Origin of the sequence: Pseudoalteromonas sp. A3, assembly GCF_025942345.1 — a bacterium.
GTDB lineage: Bacteria > Pseudomonadota > Gammaproteobacteria > Enterobacterales > Alteromonadaceae > Pseudoalteromonas > Pseudoalteromonas atlantica.
In genome coordinates this window covers 78,039-95,061 of the sequence record NZ_JAPCKL010000002.1, presented here as the reverse complement: position 1 = coordinate 95,061, position 17,023 = coordinate 78,039, and the positions used below count along the sequence as shown (strand labels likewise).

Here is a 17,023-nt window from a genome sequence, read left to right as displayed (position 1 = left end):
GTTATTAAAACGCTTAGGTTTTAACGTTTTGAACCCGGCTGGTATTGTACTTATATATTACAACACGCTTAAAGTAGTGTTGTGAGCACTGTGAATAAAAAAGCGCTACAAATATGTAGCGCTCTCATTACTTAATGGTTGTTGTGTTTAAGTTTTAGCTGTTTTATCAAAAAAAGCCGAGTGGATCTTCGCTATAGCTCACTAATAAATTTTTAGTTTGTTGGTAGTGATCGAGTGCGAGTTTGTGTGTTTCGCGCCCTATACCTGATTTTTTATACCCACCAAATGCAGCATGTGCTGGGTACATGTGGTAACAGTTGATCCACACCCGGCCAGCTTCAATTTTGCGCCCCATGGTATAAGCACGGTTCATGTTTCGGCTCCACACCCCTGCGCCTAAGCCAAATTCTGAGCTATTGGCAAGTTCGAGTGCTTCAGCTTCATCTTTAAAGGTCGACATTGAAATAACAGGGCCAAAAATCTCTTCTTGGAATACACGCATGTCGTTTGTACCTTTAAGCAGTGTAGGTTGTATGTAATAACCACCGTTTAAATCGTCATTTAGCTGCTCTACGTTTCCTCCGGTGAGTACTTCAGCGCCTTCTTTTTTACCTATGTCTATGTAACTAAGTATTTTATCAAACTGTGCTTTTGAAGCTTGAGCGCCCACCATGGTTTCGCTGTCGAGTGGGTTACCACGTTTAATTTGTTGGGTACGTTCGAGTATGCGCTCAATAAATTGCTCGTATATATCTTCTTGAATAAACAATCTTGATGGACATGTACATACTTCGCCCTGGTTAAAGTAAGCAAGTACGGCGCCTTCTATTGCTTTTGATAAAAACGCGTCGTCTTTTTCCATTACATCATTAAAAAATATATTGGGCGATTTACCGCCAAGCTCTACCGTTGACGGAATAATGTTTTCAGCAGCACATTTTAAAATATGTGAGCCGACAGGTGTAGAGCCTGTAAATGCAATTTTAGCGATACGTTTACTTGTGGCCAGTGCTTCGCCTGCTTCCTTACCAAACCCATTTACAATATTGAGCACGCCTGCAGGCAGTAAGTCACCAATAATGTCCATTAAAACTAAAATAGAGGCCGGTGTTTGCTCAGCTGGTTTTAGTACCACACAGTTACCTGCAGCAAGCGCTGGTGCAAGTTTCCATGCGGCCATTAAAATAGGGAAGTTCCACGGGATAATTTGCCCAACCACACCTAACGGTTCGTGAAAATGATATGCCACCGTGGTTTCGTCAATTTCGCCAATACTGCCATCTTGCGAGCGCAAGCACCCTGCAAAGTAGCGAAAATGATCGGCCGCGAGCGGAATATCGGCCGCTAGTGTTTCACGAATTGCTTTACCGTTATCCCATGTTTCGGCAACAGCTAGTAGCTCTAGGTTTTGCTCAATTCGGTCGGCTATTTTTAGCAGTATATTACTGCGCTCGGTCACCGAGGTTGTGCCCCATTGCTCTCGCACTGCATGCGCTTTGTCGAGTGCTAGGTTTATATCGTCTTTGTCGGAGCGAGGTATTTGGCAAAATACCTTACCATTTACTGGGCTTATATTATCAAAGTATTGGCCGTTTACAGGTTTTACCCACTCCCCGCCAATGTAATTACCGTATTGTTTTTTAAAGTTTACGAGTGCGCCATCGCTGCCTGGATTTGCATATATCATGTGTGTGCTCTCTTTATTGTTGTTAGCTAAAGGTCGAACATTTATATAAAACAAAATGCTTTATATTTAATCAGTGTTGTTTGACATTAGCCTAACGAGCACCTAAAAACTTGATTAGCTGTCCACAAAAGTTGTCTGTGAGTCCACACTAATAAAAGCCAAAAGGATTGATATGCACACATCTCAGTTAAACAAAAAACGCCAACAACTTGATGTTTTAATAGAAAATAAAGTGACATTTGCAGCAGATAACAGCGAGTTGAGCATTTACGACACGTACCAACGCGCACAAAAGGTGGCACTGCATTCAAAAGAGTTACTGTTTTGTGCCATGCTCAGCGGTAAAAAAGTAATGCACGTAGAAAGTAGCCAATACCATAAAGCATTTTTACCCCACGAGTCGTTTGTATTAGCGCCAGAGCAAGGTGTATTAATTGATTTTCCACAGGCATCAATGCACGCCCCAACCACATGTTTAGCAATTGAAATAAGCAAAGATAAAATAAACGCTGTGGCAAATGCGCTTAACATGCAGCAAAGCTTTGCACACGATGGCGGCTTATTCGAGTATGTTCCACAATTGGTACACAGCCAACATAATAGCCAAACACAGCAATTATTAGAGCGCATGGTGCATTTATTTAGCGAACAAGGCGCACAGCGACATTACTTAATTGACTTGTCGTTAAACGAATTGATCGCCCGGTTGTTACAACAACAAAGTCGCGACTTATTACTCGCTAATAGCGATAAACCACGCCTTAAAACAAAAATAAGCGATGCACTGCTTTATATTGAAGAGCACTTAAACGAAACGCTCGACATAAATACCTTGTGCAAAATAGCCTGCATGAGCCGCAGTAAGTTTTATCAGCAGTTTAAACTGGCATTTGGCACTACCCCAGCCCTTTGGCAGCAACAATTAAGACTTAAAAAAGCCCGCAATCAATTACTGCAAGGCCATGCAATTAGCCAAGTGTGCTTTGATGTTGGGTTTAATAGCGCGAGCCACTTTAGTCGTGTATTTAAACAAACCTTTGGTATTGCGCCTAAAGAGTGCCGGCATTAAGGCTAAAACCTTATTTTTTACTTTGCTAACGCCCTGAATATGTTAGTTTATTAACATGAGTATTGAGTAAAGAATTGGTATGAGTAAGCAAACCCGCTGGACCCTAAAAAGTATTGCTAAAGAGTTAGGTGTATCTAACGCAACAGTCTCTAATGCGTTTAATCGCCCTGATCAGCTATCGGCTAAACGCCGAGACGATATTCTTGCAGCGTGCAAAACCTTGGGTTATTACGGGCCCAATAAAGCCGCGCAATCGCTTCGCAGTGGTACGTTTAATATTGTGGCGTTAGTGCTGCCCGATAGTGTGGAATATATGGTGTCGGACCCTGTGGCCAGTAGCTTTATGCGGGGTGTAACCTCGGTGCTTGAAAAAAACGGCATTAATGTTTTATTGTTTTCAGGAAATAGCGATAACCTTAACAGCGTGGTCGACTTTGTTGATGGCTTTATTTGCTATGGCCGCCCTCGAAATAACGCATTAGTAGAGCAGTTAAAAACGGTCTCTAAACATGTGGTAACTATTGATTTTGATATAGCCCGCAATGCCTCAGTAAATATTAATAACGAGCAAGCAAGTTACGAAATAGCCAAGCATGTTTTAAAAAATCAAAGCGATAAAGTCGCTATTTTAGGCTTAAGATTACTTGATGAAAACGTATTGTGCCGCGTATATGAGCATCACGAATTTGAAACAGGGCAATCTATTTCGCACCAACGTTTACGGGGTTATCAACGTGCTTTAAGTGAGGCAAATATAACCGTAGCTGATGACCGCATTTGGAATATACCCGAAAGCAGCGAGCGTTTTGCCAATATTGCTGCTAAAGAGGTGTTAAGTGCCTCCCCTCGCCCTAACGTTATAATTTGTATGAGTGATTTAATTGCCCTTGCCACCATGCGAGAAGCGATAAAACAAGGCATAAAAATAGGTGAAGAACTGCGTATTGTCGGCTTTGATGGAATAGACGAAGCCGCTCGTTTTGTGCCGCGCCTAACCACTATTCATCAAAACAGCCAAGAAAAAGGCGTAATGGCCGCCGAGCTCTTTATATCTAAAGAAGAAAAAATATGTGATGTAAGTTACGAGCTAGATATTGGCGCAAGTGGTTAATAAGTTATGTTAAAAAGGATTGGGTAAACAAAAGCCAAGCTTTTGAGCTTGGCTTTTATGTTTTAAAGGCGTGTTAGGCTAACAATGCGTTTAAACTTATCGTTGTTTCTTCATCACCATTTATTTGGGTAATAAGTGCATCTCGCGTTTTAAAATTAACACTTAATGCAATAGACTTATCTTCTAGTTGCCACGTTAAACAACATATTCCCTGGGTGCCGTGAGCACTAAACTCTCCTGCAAAAGCGGGGTGTTCATTACGTAATTTAATGAGCTCTATTAAACCTTTTACTACAGGTTTATTGAGTGCGTGCTCAATTGTTTCAGTATTTAAATACGGACGGTTAATATCACGGCCCACATTGGTACGCGCAAGTAAATCCATATCGTTTTCGCAGGCAAATAAACCGCCGTAGTACACTTGCGGCACACCGGGGGCAAAAAACTGTATGGCACGCGAAATCAAATAATCTAAATCGTTAGCGCCTAATGCATTGTAATACGTGCAATTTACTTGGTATAAATCAACATTACTGGCAGCAGCACCCGTAGCTTGGCGGCTTTGGTTGTTACTGTTGGCATGCATGGTTTCTACAAGCGTATCTATTTGCTGTGCATTTAATAGCCCTGGCTTGTCGCCCATTGGGCCTGCATCAATAATGCCTATGCCGTCGTGCGTATCAAGTACCGTTAAACAGTTGCGTGGTGAAATTTGTAACCATTTAAGTAATGCATCTACATCGTTATTAAATAAGCTATGTAAAATAAGCGGCGGTAATGCAAAGTCGTAAACCATGTTTACACGCTTTGCTACTTCTACTTGTGTTTGGAAGTGGCTATGAATTTCAGCAATGGTTTCCATGCCAAGCTCGTTTGCTTGCTTTGATAGGTTATCTAGGTAGCCAAAGGTTTCATCTAGCATAAAACAGTTTGTACCGGCTTGTTTAATTGCGTAACCCGCTGCATCTAAACGAATAATATTTACGTTATTTTCAGAAAACTTAGTTAATACGTTATTTAAATACGCAATACCTGCTTCAACTTTTACGTTTATATCAATTTGGTTATCGGTAAACGTGGTCCAAAAGTCATACGTTTGACCATCGCCACACTGCATTGGCGTAAAACAGCTACCGGGGCGAGGGCGATAAATTGCTTGTTGCTCAGCTTCGCTCATACCATTTGGAAAAACGTCTTCTTTTGTTAAAAACAAATCCCAAAATTCTGATTGCTTACCCTTAGCTAGCACATCTTGAAACTGATAAGACTGCGCCGAAACGTGGTTAACGATTAAATCGGCCATTAGGTCATGGTTTTCACCCAGTGCTTGAATATCAGCCCATGTACCAATGCGAGAATCTACTTCGCTGTGATCAATCGGGTCAAAGCCCGCATCGCTGCCATCAATCGGATTATAAAATGGCAAAAGGTGCACACCACCAAAAACGCCCTTAAGTTGGCCATTTAAAAGCGTAGTAAGTGCGTTTATATCTTGCCCTGTGATTCGATCAGCATATGTGATCAATTGAACTTTATTCTTCATCATGTGTGATTACCAAGTTGAAACTTAATCGATTAAGATATATCTTTAACTAGCACGTACAATTTTACAAGTAATTTTTAAATATTTTACATACAAAAGTTGTGGCAAAGGTAATACTAACCAGAGTAAGTGATTGAGTTATTACTATAACTTGAGCCACAACGAGGAAAAATCACATGACAAATTTACACACACACACCCAAAGCGACCCAATGCAGCGCATACGAATACTCACTTACATGATGTTTTTTATGTTTGCGATGACCTCAGATGCAGTAGGTATGATCATCCCTGAACTAATCACAGAGTTTGGTTTAAGCATGACCCAAGCCAGTGCTTTTCATTATGCACCTATGGCACTTATTGCCTTTAGTGGCTTGTTTTTAGGCTTTTTAGCCGACAGCCTAGGCCGTAAACAAACCATAATGCTAGGCTTACTTATTTTCTCGCTCAGCTGCTTTTTGTTTGCCTTTAGCAATAGCTTTTCAGTGTTTTTAATTTTGCTGTGCTGTATAGGACTTGCTATTGGTTTATTTAAAACCGGTGCACTAGCGCTACTTGGCGATATATCTGCAAGTAACGCAGAGCACACTAAAACCATGAACAAAGTAGAGGGCTTTTTTGGTATTGGTGCCATCGTTGGCCCTGCGCTAGTAGGCGTACTGCTTACTCAAAACGTGAGCTGGACTTACCTGTACATTATTGCCGGCGTTATGTGTTTAATTTTAGCGTTAATGGCATGGCGCGCCGACTACCCAAGTGTTGTAAAAAACACAGAAAAGCCCGCTTCGCTTGCCACCACCATGAAAATGATTAAAAACCCGTACGCACTTGGTTTTTCATTGGCTATTGCCTTATATGTAGCTACCGAGGTTGCTATTTACGTGTGGATGCCAACACTTTTAAAAGATTACACAGGCTCGTGGCCTTTACTTGCAACCTACGCACTTACACTATTTTTTGTATTACGTGCTGCTGGGCGCTTTATTGCTGTATGGCTTTTAAATCACTTTAGCTGGCAAGGGGTTATGGCTTATTTAAGTTTAGGCATCGCACTGTGTTATGTGGGCACTTTGGTAGGCGGTGTTGATTGGGCGGTAGCCTTACTTCCGCTTTCGGGTTTATTTATGTCGATGGTTTACCCTACTTTAAACTCTAAAGGTATATCGTGCTTTCCTGTTGCACAACATGGTGCAGTAGCGGGTGTTATTTTATTTTTTACCGCGCTTTCGGCCGCACTTGCGCCTTTATTTATGGGCATGATAAGTGATTACTTTGGCCACGTACGCTACGGCTTTTACTTAGCTACCGGCTTTGCTGTGATCTTATTTTTAGCCATGCTTTATAACTTTTACCGCGACCCTGCGGCAAAAGCATTAACTAAAAATGCATAAATGGCTGCTCAAGCCAGTATAAAAAACACCTTTAAAATCAATACAAAAATAAAATAAGAGCAAATTACACACAAAAACAATTTGCTTATTGTAAAAACTTTGTTATTTTTACTTAATCGATTAAGTAAAAATAACAAACTCACACAACACAATGAGGCGTTAACATGACAACACACCACACACCTTTATATTTAATCAGTGCCTTAGCACTTGCAGTAAGCCAAGGCGTTCATGCACAAGACGAGCAAGAAACCAAAGTGCAAGCCAACCAAGGGCTTGAAACAATTGTTGTTACCGGTGTACCTCGCCGCACAACTATTATGGCATCGAGCTCATCAGTAAGCAGTTTATCGCTTGAGCAAGTTGAGGTATCAACGCCACGCTCAACGGCTGAAGCATTTAGAATTATTCCGGGTGTTCGCGCTGAATCAACAGGCGGTGAAGGTAACGCAAATATTGCAGTGCGTGGCTTACCTGTAGCATCGGGTGGCGCTAAGTTTTTACAACTGCAAGAAGATGGTCTGCCTGTAATGCAGTTTGGTGATGTTGCCTTTGGTAACGCCGATATTTTTATGCGCCTTGATAACACAGTGCAAACAATCGAATCAATTCGTGGTGGCTCAGCCTCTACATCAGCCAGTAATGCACCTGGCGGCATAATTAACTTTATTTCTAAAAACGGTGATAACGAATCGGGTAGCGTATCTACTACTGTTGGCCTAGATTACGACAGTGTACGCACCGACTTTGAATACGGCACCTATTTAACCGACAGCGTGCGTTTTCATGTAGGTGGCTTTGTACGCCAAGGCGAAGGCCCGCGCGAAACAGGCTACACATCAAATAAAGGTGGCCAAATTAAAGCTAACCTTACTAAAGATTTTGAAAACGGCTACGTACGCCTTTACTACAAACACCTAGACGACAAAAGCGTAGGTTACTTACCTATGCCAATGTACTCAAATGGTGACTCTATTGCCGGGTTTGATGCACAATCAGATACCCCTCATTCAGCATTATTTACCAAAACAGTGCGCCTAAATGGCGAAAACCAAATTAGCAGTGGCGATTTACGCGATGGCATGAACCCTAAAGTGGATGCGGTAGGTTTTGAAGCTGTATTTGATTTAGATAACGATTGGCGTATCGAAAACCGTTTTCGTAAATCGTCAATTAGCGGCAACTTTAACTCGCTTATTCCTGCTGAGGTTGGCAGCGCATCGTCTATTGCACAAAGTATAGGCGGTGTAGGCGCAACACTGAGTAACGCAAACACAGGCGAAGCATTTAATGATGAACTTGCCATGCGTATTCATACTTTTGATGTAACGCTTAATGACTTTGGCTCTATTGTTAACGACTTTAAACTGACTAAATCGTTTAGCGATGACACTAGCCTAACCTTTGGTTACTTTGCCTCTACACAAAACATTGCTATGTCGTGGTTATGGAACTCGTACTTAATGGAGCTTAAAGGCGACAATGCGGCACTTTTAAATGTAACCGCAGCCGATGGCACTGAGTATTCAGAAAATGGTTTATATGCATACGGCACGCCTTATTGGGGTAACTGTTGTCAGCGCGATTACGACACAGAATACGATACTCGCGCCCCTTACGTAGCATTTTCAACAAAACTTGGTGATGTAAGCATTGATGCAAGTGCTCGCTACGACAGCGGTGAAGCCCGCGGTAACTACGCAGGTGCAGTGACTTCAACAGTAGATATGAACCGCGACGGTACTATTTCTATTCCTGAGCAAAACGTAGCAGGTATTGATATAGCTAATGCAAGCCCAGTTAATTACGACTGGAGCTACTCGTCTTATTCTGTAGGTGCTAACTACCAAATTGACCCAAGCCTAGCGACGTTTGCACGTATTAGTAAAGGTGGGCGCGCAAATGCAGACCGTTTATTATTTGGTAAAGTACGCAGCGACGGAAGCGTAGCTGATGAAGATGCAGTAGATGAAGTAAACCAATTTGAGATTGGTGTGAAAAAACGCTTTGATTCGTTCTCGGTATTTGCAACAGCCTTTTACGCAGAAACAGAAGAGCAAAACTTTGAAGCAACATCGCAAACCTTTTTCGACCGTGAATACGAAGCAAAAGGGATTGAGGTTGAATCAACTTACTTTATGGATGCATGGGACTTTAGAGGTAACTTTACTTGGACCGATGCTGAAATTGCAAAAGATGCGCTAACCCCTGAAGTTGTAGGTAACACACCACGTCGCCAAGCGGATTTAATTTACTCACTAATGGCGCGTTACAGCTACGATAAAGGCGCAGCAGGTGTAAGCTTTATTGGTACAACCGATGCTTACGCACAAGATAACAACGACCTTAAGTTTGACGGCTACACGCAAGTAAATGCGTTTGTAAGCTACGACTTATCAGAAAACTTAAACCTTGCGCTTAATGTAAACAACCTATTCGATACAGTAGGTATTACAGAAGCCGAAGAAGGCTCAGTACCTGAAAACGACATTATTCGTGCCCGTACTATTAACGGCCGCACTACGTCGGTTACTTTAAAATACGCTTTTAACTAAATGTGTGTATTGCGCTGCAGTGAGTCATCGCTGTAGCGCCTTTTAAAGTATGAATAAATAACACCCTTCATGTTTTTAGCCTAGCCTTGCTAGGCTTTTTAGGATATTCCAAATGACCAAACTCCTGTGCTTAGGCGAGCTTTTAATTGATATGCTGCCACAAGATGCTCATAACTCAGCGTACTTACCCATCCCTGGTGGTGCACCTGCTAATGTTGCTGTTGGCTATGCAAAACTTGGCGGTGAGGCTGCATTTTGTGGTGGTAAAGGTGACGATCATTTTGCCAATCAATTAAGTAATGCACTGGCGCAATACAATGTAAATACAGACTATTTATTTACCATTGCTGGCTCACAAACCGCCATGGTAATAGTAAGCCTTGATGAAACAGGCGAGCGCAGTTTTGGCTTTTATCGCCATAACACAGCCGATGTACTTTTAACCCAAGCGCATTTAGCGCAAATAAATTGGCAAAGCATAAGCACCCTGCACTTTTGCTCAAACACCCTAACCGATCCAGCCATAGCTAGCACAACGGTTAAAGCGCTAGAACTTGCTAAAACACATAATAAGCTCGTTAGTTTTGATGTGAATTTACGCTACAGCTTGTGGGAAAACACCCATGATATAGCCAGCAATGTAAAGGCCTGTTACACCTATTGCGACATAGTTAAACTTTCGCGTGATGAACTTAATTTTTTAGCAAAGCATAGCGAAACAACGGGCGAAGATTACATTCAAATGCTATTAAATACCGGAGTAAAACTGGTGTTTTTAACCGACGGGCCAGAGCCTGCTAAGGTTTACCACAGCGCATTTATACTTAACGAATCGGCACCAAAAATAAACGCAGTAGATACAACAAGCGCGGGGGATGCATTTATAGCGGGGGTTTTATACTACTTAAATAACTTAGGGAGTAATTTAATGCTGGCAGATAAACTAAATGATGAAACCAGCATAAAAAACGCCCTGCACTTTGCCCTTCAATGTGGCTCTAAAGCGTGTTTAGCTAAAGGCGCTTTTCCGGCATTACCTGTGCTGGCTGATGTAATACAAACAGTTAAAGCCCCAAATGGCGGGGCTTAACCTAATTTATAATTATTGCTTAATAAAAGTAACGCCTTTAGGTGTTTCACCTTGTGGTAAACGGGTTGAGTGCATTTGCGATAATAGCCATTTGTCGCCCACTTTTGATACAACCACGCTTTCTAACCAATAAATGTCAGCACTTTTATCGGCGTTTTTAAAATTTGCTTTATTCCAGTAATTAATAAACGCAACATTTCCTTCTACACGCGAATTTATAACACTAAAATAATTAGTTCTTATGTAATCAGCGGGTTTAACAACGTTTACAAAGTCATCAATAGTCCACACTTCACCGTGCTCTAAAAGCAAGAATGAATCGTCAACAGCCGCGCGCATTTTTGCGTGATCAAAGTTAGAAACAGCTAAAAATAAATCGCTCACGGGCGTAAATATGGTGTTGTCTTTTGCATGTATTGATGTAGAAAATATGAGTAATACAAAAAGGGCAAGTACGTATTTCATTGTTATTATAATGTGTAGTTTTATTAATACTAAGGAGTGTATTTTAATTAAGCAGTATTAACAATTAAAATAAAGTAAATTCAAAAACTTAATAACGCTCCTATATAAAAAAGCACTCTGTAAGAGTGCTTTAACTTAAACTTTTTAATCAAGCTATTCATCTAGCCAATCGATGGCGGCGGTGGCGTTTTCATAGTATTGCACCTCGCCTGAAATAAACCAGTTGCCTATTTTAGCCATGCGGGCTTGCCACTCTTGATTGCCATAAATAGCAATTTTATTAAATTCTTTTGAATGCCTTACGCCAAGCTTTAAATCATCCCACGCGGCGCGAAGCTCCCAGCCTTCTAGCTCGCTGGCATCAATAAGCACGTTTGCTATAGGGTGTTTAACCTCGCCAAGGGCAGAGTCGATCATGGGGGTAATGACTTTATAGTCTTCATGGGTGAGTGTACCCACTGCTTTTAATTTTAAAAAGAATTCTCGGCCTGCGCGTTCAATACCAATAGATAAACCATGTGTTGTGTGTACCATGCTGCTCTCCTTAATCGGGTGCGCTTATGTTATTTACAGCCTGTGTGAGTGGGTTTAATAACGAAAGTTGGAGTTAATTAAAGCCTATAAAGTGAAATTATTCCCTTTAAAAAATAAAAACCCCAAAAATACCCATCACTTACTGAGTTAAACTATAAAACTACACCGTATTAAGTTAATTAGTACTGAACTAAATCAAACAATACTGCTAAATAATGCTATTTGCTAAGCGTTTTGTACGCGCTCTATTTGCTTATCTACATCTGTTAAGTGCCCTAATTTAAGCCACAATTTTGCACCTTGCTTACCTGCGGTTATATTAAGCTCACTGTTAATAGGCAGCCTTAACCAACTGTGCTTTACTAATACATCTGTTTGCTCACTTATATCGCCTTCAAGCACGAGTAACTCAGCACCCCCGTTTGCGCTAATTTGCATGTTAGCGTCTGCCTCAAAATGCAATAAGCTCACATCTTCAAAGTCATCTTTATAAAGTGGGGTTATGGCAAGGCCTTTAAATGTGTCGTGTTGCACGCTGCCCATATGCTGTGTTTGTAAGCGTACGTGGGTTCTATCTTGTGGCTGAAATTGCCAAAGCTTTACAAATATTATGCAGCCTTCATCAGAGCCTGGTTTGTGCTTTGATTGCGGTGGGTTACGGATATAAGAGCCTTGTGGAAAATCGCCATGCTCATCTTGAAATACGCCTTCTAGTACTATAAATTCTTCGCCGCCTGTATGCACATGAGGCGAAAACTCGCTCCCTGGTGCATAACGTACAATGCTTGTAGCACGGGCTACTTCTGCGCCTACTCTATCAAGTGGGCGCCTATCAACGCCCGCCATTGGCGAAGGGTTCCAATTAAGTTGCTCACTATGAACAACGACTCTCTGGGTAAAATCGGCGGCTATTTTCATTTTATTACCTTTAATATTGCATAGTGTGAGGGTAAATTTTATGCATAAAAAAAGCGAGCTTATTAAGCTCGCTTATTTAATTTTTAACGCTTTACGCTACATCTAGCTTTTTATGCTTAGAGTGTACAAACACTAAACCTACTAAGCCAATAACAACTACAGCGGCACCAATTGGTTTACCTAAGTCGGCCGATAAATTAAAGCCAATAGCAGCAGTCATAATGTACGAAAGTGTTACGCCAGTAGCGATAACGGCAGGTATGCTGGTGATCCAGTGGAATGCACGTCTATCAAATAAGTACTTAGTTGCAAGCCATAATACACTGGTTGAAAGCAGCATGTTTGAAAATGCAAAGTAGCGCCAAATAACCGAGAAATCTAATTTAGTCATAAAAAAGGCAATCGTTAAAATTGGCACTGCCAGTAATAAGCGATTACGTAAGCTTTGCGGAATATTAAACGCATCTACCACGGTTAAACGCAGTGAACGGAACGCCGTATCGCCAGAGGTAATAGGGAACACCGCAACAGCAATAATGGCCATAATACCGCCCATTACGCCTAAGTAACTATTTGCTACATGGTTAACCACTAAACCTGGGCCACCTTGATCAAGCAATGCTTTTAAGCCTGCGTAACCTTCTGGGAATGCAGCAATACCCGCAAGTGCCCATACACAACCTACAATGCCTTCACACATCATTGCGCCGTAATATACTGGGCGTACGTATTTTTCGTTTGTTAAACAGCGGGCAATAATAGGCGCTTGGGTAGAGTGAAAGCCACTAATAGCACCACAGGTAATGGTAATAAACAGTAACGGCCAGGTTGGCAGGCCATCAGGGTTTGGCTCTAAAAAGTCATGCGCGTGGTCGGCTTCAAAGTAGGCTAAAAAGTCGCCTGCAACTGGTAAGTGTGGTGCATCTAGTAATAACGCACCGGCTATTAATGTAGTCATTACAATCATTAATAAGCCAAATAGCGGATAAAACTTAGTAATAATTTTATCAATAGGTAGCAGCGTTGCTAAAAAGTAGTACGCTAAAATAGCCAAAACCCAAAAGGTATTATTAGCAAAAAAAGTGCCTTCAAATACATCTAAGTTACTTAATAAGCCTGCTGGGCTCATAATAAATACAACGCCCACAAAAAATAGCAGCATGGCTGTAAATATTAGCATAAAGCCTTTAAACACAACGTTGTAATAGTGCCCTGCTATTTCTGGTAAGCTTTTGCCATCTTCTTTAATGCTCATCACACCTGAGAAGAAGTCGTGTACTGCACCGCCTAATACGTTACCAAGCACAATCCACACAAGTGCTACCGGTCCATAAAGCGCACCTAAAATTGGGCCAAATATAGGGCCTACGCCCGCAATATTTAAAAACTGAATTAAAAATGCACGCACAGGGTGAATGGCTACATAGTCAACACCTTCGCTAAAGCGTTTTTGCGGTGTATCAACTGTTGTATCCATACCTGCTTGTTTTTCAACAAACGGGCTATAAAACTTATATCCCAGTATTAAGATTGTTATGCAGATAAAAAAGATGATCATAAAGCACGTTTCTCTTTTTGTATTTGGAGTATAGAGCGCCTAATTGCCGCCCCGCCTTTCAATCCATGAATAATCGACGAACATTAACAAAGTATTAATCCCCCCGCTATAAGACGAATAGCTAATACACAAGGGTCTGTAGACCTTTCAAGGTTAAATTTGCAGCAGCCTGTTTGGTATTTAGGCAAGGCAGAGCCTGTCTGGTGTGGTTATTCCCCATAAGTAGGCGATAACGCAGCATTAATGCCAAACAGGCGCTGCCCTTCGGGTCCTGCCTAGGGGCGATTTACTCTTTGTTGCCTACATGGATGTAGGTAAGGGGCGTGAGCAGGACGCGGAAGCTTTGCTCGGTTTTGACTTATTCTTACATGGATGTAAGTCATTAGGATAACGCAGGAGCAGTTATCGAGCCCACTAGGTTACAAACCTCGCGCCGCGATTAAACCGCCCCTAGTTTGAACAAATTTCAAACTGCAAAGGTCAACAGACCCTATTTGAGTTACTTTTTATGCACCTTGCTCAACACTTAATCTAAACGGCTTCATTAATAAAAATTAAAGCAAAAAAAAGCGGCTTTACTATAAAAGTAAAACCGCTTACACACACAATGATTGGGTGTAACTGTGATTTTTTACGTTACGCTGGGCTCATAAACTCGTTAATTTGTTCATGAGTAAGTGTAGGTGTAGCACCGGCACTTTCGGCCACCATAGCACCTACTGCACACGCAAAATCAACAGCATGTTGTGCACAATCGCTACTACAAAGCTGATAAATTAACGACCCTAAAAACGAATCCCCCGCGCCTACTGTATCCACAACGCTAATTAAATAACCTGAGTTATAGTAATTTTCGCCTTTTATGGTTAGTAGTGCACCGTGGCTGCCTTTAGTTACACATAAGTATTCGGTGTTAGTTTGCTGTGCAATAAACGCTAAGTTTTGCTCAAGTGAATGGAACTTACAGCCCATTGCTTTGGCAATTTCATAAAGCTCTTCATCGTTTAATTTGATGAAGTCGGCTTTATTCATTAAATCTACTAATGTGTCTAACGTGTAGTGTGGCGCACGTAAATTTACGTCAAACACTTTAAAGTTAGCTACATCAACTAATTGGTTTAATGTAGCAAGTGAGGCTTCGCTTCGGCCAATTAGGCTGCCAAATACAAATACATCACTGGCTTTTACTTTTTCAATAAGTGAGTCTGTAAGCTCAATGTTATCCCACGCAGTGTCGGCAACTATTTCGTAGCTGGCTGAGCCACTTTTATCTAAGGTAACTTGTACTGTGCTGGTTTTTTTGTCGTTATTAACGCCAATGTATTCGCAGCTTACGCCTTTGCTTTTAATTTCGCCTAGTAGCTCAGTACCCAGTTCATCGTTACCTACAGCGCTTATCATGTCGGCTTTAATGCCCAGTGAGTTAATACGCACACACATGTTAAGCGGCGCGCCGCCTAGGCGTTTATCGTTTGCAAAACAATCCCATAGTACTTCGCCAAAGCAGCTTACGCTTACGTCTTTACCTTGTTTAGAATCAATTAAAATGCTCATTATTAGTTACCTTTAGGCTCAAGCACGTTATTCATAATTGCTTTAATTTTGCTAGCCGGTGCGTATAACGCTTCTACATTGTTTTTGTAGTGAGACGTAAAGGCACTTTGCGTATTTAAATCGCCAAATAAGCTTGTTAGCGATAAAAATGCAAGGTCATCAGTCGCCGTTTTAGCCGCGGCTTCATGTAACTCGCTTTGCATTGCATCGATTATTTCAAGCTTATTGCCTTGCTCATCTTCGCCTTTATCGCTGTAAAAACACCATGCAGCAATAACCAGGGTCGCAAGTGATACATCACGGCCATGGGCTAGATTTTCGTTAATAGTGGCAATTAAAAACTTAGGTAGCTTTGCTGCGCTTTCTGAACAAATGCGCGATAAGCTGTCTTTAATGTTTGGATTAGCAAAGCGCTCAATTAGCGTGTCTTTGTAGATTTCAAGGTCAATGCCTTCTAATTTCTCTAGGTTAGGCGTTACTTCTCTATCCATAAACGCACGTAAGTACTTTGCAAATAAAGGATCTGATACTGTTTCGTCAATTGTGCCGTAGCCATGTACAGAGCCTAATAAACCCAGTACCGAGTGGCCTGCATTTAATAAGCGTATTTTCATGGTCTCAAAAGGTGTTACGTCACTTACAAATTGTGCGCCAACGCTATCCCAATCTGGGCGTCCGCAGCAAAATGAGTCTTCAATTACCCATTGAGTAAACGACTCACAGGTAATTGGCCATTCATCGCTAACACCGTAGGCATCAACAACGTAGTCGATATCGCTCTTTTTAGATACTGGCGTGATACGGTCAACCATTGCATTTGGGAAAGTTACGTTAGTAGCAATCCACTCGCTTAATTCTTTATCTTGCTCGGCCGCAAAGGCAAGTAGCATTTTACGCGTTACATTACCGTTGTGCTGAATGTTATCGCACGACTGTACTGTAAACGCATCAAGGCCTTGTTCTTTACGTAGCTTTAACGCAGCAGTAATGTAGCCAAACGCCGTAATTGGGTCGTTCGGGTTATTAATGTCGTTAATAATGTCTGGGTTTGAGTAGTCAAACTCACCCGTAACTGGGTTAAAGTTATAGCCGCCTTCGGTAATGGTTAACGACACAATATGCGTATCGCTGTGCGCAAGCTTATTAATAACCGCTTGCTTGTCCTCTGGAGCAAACAAAAAGTCAATCATAGAGCCAATAACTTTGTTATCTATTTGCCCATTTGGGTGTCTTACCGTTAGCGTGTAAAGGTAGTCTTGCTGCTTTAAAATATCGCGCAGACCACGGTTACCTTCTAATAAGCCAACACCACAAATACCCCACTGTTCAGCACCTGGCGTTTTTAATAGCTCGTTAATGTACACCGCTTGGTGAGCTCGGTGAAAGCCGCCCACACCAATATGAACTATACCCGCTTTAAGCTTACTACGGTCGTAGTTTGGTGTATCTACATGGCTTGGCATATCTGCCAAGCTTTGTTGGTTTAGCCCTTTAACAAGAGCGTCAGTGTGCTGGTGTTGCGTCATGGTGCGGCCTTACTAAAAC

13 protein-coding genes are annotated in these 17,023 nt (G+C 41.6%); 5 read left to right on the top strand and 8 right to left on the bottom strand.

What is annotated here, in order from left to right; translation table 11 throughout:
* Positions 1-166: 166 nt before the first annotated feature.
* Entirely contained in the window at positions 167-1,687 is a 1,521-nt protein-coding gene (locus tag OIZ54_RS03505) for an aldehyde dehydrogenase family protein (protein ID WP_264389736.1), read from the bottom strand.
* A gap of 172 nt (positions 1,688-1,859) precedes the next feature.
* Here OIZ54_RS03505 and OIZ54_RS03500 point away from each other — a divergent pair, with 172 nt between their 5' ends.
* Together OIZ54_RS03500 and OIZ54_RS03495 are read left to right on the top strand one after the other, a co-directional pair.
* Positions 1,860-2,756: an AraC family transcriptional regulator gene (locus tag OIZ54_RS03500; protein ID WP_264389735.1), complete on the top strand. Its 897-nt coding sequence runs from the start codon at positions 1,860-1,862 to the stop codon at positions 2,754-2,756.
* Positions 2,757-2,835: 79 nt separating this feature from the next.
* Positions 2,836-3,867, top strand: coding sequence for a LacI family DNA-binding transcriptional regulator (locus OIZ54_RS03495; protein WP_054981726.1), 1,032 nt, complete (start codon positions 2,836-2,838; stop codon positions 3,865-3,867).
* Positions 3,868-3,940: 73 nt separating this feature from the next.
* Here the strand turns inward: OIZ54_RS03495 and gtfA are convergent, their stop codons facing one another.
* Positions 3,941-5,413, bottom strand: coding sequence for a sucrose phosphorylase (gtfA, locus tag OIZ54_RS03490; protein ID WP_264389734.1), 1,473 nt, complete (start codon positions 5,411-5,413; stop codon positions 3,941-3,943).
* A gap of 173 nt (positions 5,414-5,586) precedes the next feature.
* On the opposite strand from gtfA, the gene OIZ54_RS03485 reads away from it, so the two are divergent.
* From OIZ54_RS03485 to OIZ54_RS03475, 3 genes are all read left to right on the top strand, one after another.
* Positions 5,587-6,804: an MFS transporter gene (locus OIZ54_RS03485; protein ID WP_264389733.1), complete on the top strand. Its 1,218-nt coding sequence runs from the start codon at positions 5,587-5,589 to the stop codon at positions 6,802-6,804.
* Between the two features lie 164 nt (positions 6,805-6,968).
* Positions 6,969-9,359, top strand: a complete 2,391-nt coding sequence (locus OIZ54_RS03480; RefSeq protein ID WP_264389732.1) for a TonB-dependent receptor domain-containing protein — start codon at positions 6,969-6,971, stop codon at positions 9,357-9,359.
* Between the two features lie 112 nt (positions 9,360-9,471).
* Positions 9,472-10,449 (top strand): carbohydrate kinase family protein, encoded by a 978-nt coding sequence (locus OIZ54_RS03475; protein ID WP_264389731.1) that lies wholly within the window; start codon positions 9,472-9,474, stop codon positions 10,447-10,449.
* Between the two features lie 12 nt (positions 10,450-10,461).
* Here OIZ54_RS03475 and OIZ54_RS03470 read toward each other — a convergent pair whose 3' ends face one another.
* The 6 genes from OIZ54_RS03470 to OIZ54_RS03445 form a co-directional block, all read right to left on the bottom strand.
* Positions 10,462-10,914 carry a nuclear transport factor 2 family protein gene (locus OIZ54_RS03470; protein WP_264389730.1) on the bottom strand — a complete coding sequence of 151 codons (453 nt, stop codon included), beginning with the start codon at positions 10,912-10,914 and terminating at the stop codon, positions 10,462-10,464.
* A 153-nt stretch (positions 10,915-11,067) separates the two neighbouring features.
* The gene (locus OIZ54_RS03465; protein ID WP_024032784.1) at positions 11,068-11,448 is read right to left on the bottom strand and encodes an STAS/SEC14 domain-containing protein; all 381 of its coding nucleotides are present in this window, start codon (positions 11,446-11,448) and stop codon (positions 11,068-11,070) included.
* Between the two features lie 225 nt (positions 11,449-11,673).
* Complete coding sequence (locus OIZ54_RS03460) at positions 11,674-12,366, bottom strand: cupin domain-containing protein (RefSeq protein ID WP_264389729.1); 693 nt, start codon at positions 12,364-12,366, stop codon at positions 11,674-11,676.
* A 91-nt stretch (positions 12,367-12,457) separates the two neighbouring features.
* A complete protein-coding gene (locus tag OIZ54_RS03455; protein ID WP_004589533.1) occupies positions 12,458-13,924 on the bottom strand; it encodes a carbon starvation protein A in 1,467 nt (488 codons plus the stop codon).
* A 636-nt stretch (positions 13,925-14,560) separates the two neighbouring features.
* Positions 14,561-15,478, bottom strand: coding sequence for a carbohydrate kinase family protein (locus OIZ54_RS03450; RefSeq protein WP_024032786.1), 918 nt, complete (start codon positions 15,476-15,478; stop codon positions 14,561-14,563).
* Between the two features lie 2 nt (positions 15,479-15,480).
* Positions 15,481-17,004 (bottom strand): mannitol dehydrogenase family protein, encoded by a 1,524-nt coding sequence (locus OIZ54_RS03445; RefSeq protein WP_024032787.1) that lies wholly within the window; start codon positions 17,002-17,004, stop codon positions 15,481-15,483.
* Positions 17,005-17,023: the final 19 nt, after the last annotated feature.

Excerpts from the sequence above, each read along its gene's own strand:
- OIZ54_RS03495 (WP_054981726.1), top strand. The coding sequence starts at position 2,836 with ATGAGTAAGCAAACCCGCTGGACCCTAAAAAGTATTGCTAAAGAGTTA.
- OIZ54_RS03500 (WP_264389735.1), top strand. The coding sequence starts at position 1,860 with ATGCACACATCTCAGTTAAACAAAAAACGCCAACAACTTGATGTTTTA.
- OIZ54_RS03465 (WP_024032784.1), bottom strand. The coding sequence starts at position 11,448 with ATGGTACACACAACACATGGTTTATCTATTGGTATTGAACGCGCAGGC.
- OIZ54_RS03450 (WP_024032786.1), bottom strand. The coding sequence starts at position 15,478 with ATGAGCATTTTAATTGATTCTAAACAAGGTAAAGACGTAAGCGTAAGC.
- OIZ54_RS03460 (WP_264389729.1), bottom strand. The coding sequence starts at position 12,366 with ATGAAAATAGCCGCCGATTTTACCCAGAGAGTCGTTGTTCATAGTGAG.
- gtfA (WP_264389734.1), bottom strand. The coding sequence starts at position 5,413 with ATGATGAAGAATAAAGTTCAATTGATCACATATGCTGATCGAATCACA.
- OIZ54_RS03485 (WP_264389733.1), top strand. The coding sequence starts at position 5,587 with ATGACAAATTTACACACACACACCCAAAGCGACCCAATGCAGCGCATA.
- OIZ54_RS03470 (WP_264389730.1), bottom strand. The coding sequence starts at position 10,914 with ATGAAATACGTACTTGCCCTTTTTGTATTACTCATATTTTCTACATCA.
- OIZ54_RS03505 (WP_264389736.1), bottom strand. The coding sequence starts at position 1,687 with ATGATATATGCAAATCCAGGCAGCGATGGCGCACTCGTAAACTTTAAA.
- OIZ54_RS03480 (WP_264389732.1), top strand. The coding sequence starts at position 6,969 with ATGACAACACACCACACACCTTTATATTTAATCAGTGCCTTAGCACTT.
- OIZ54_RS03475 (WP_264389731.1), top strand. The coding sequence starts at position 9,472 with ATGACCAAACTCCTGTGCTTAGGCGAGCTTTTAATTGATATGCTGCCA.
- OIZ54_RS03445 (WP_024032787.1), bottom strand. The coding sequence starts at position 17,004 with ATGACGCAACACCAGCACACTGACGCTCTTGTTAAAGGGCTAAACCAA.
- OIZ54_RS03455 (WP_004589533.1), bottom strand. The coding sequence starts at position 13,924 with ATGATCATCTTTTTTATCTGCATAACAATCTTAATACTGGGATATAAG.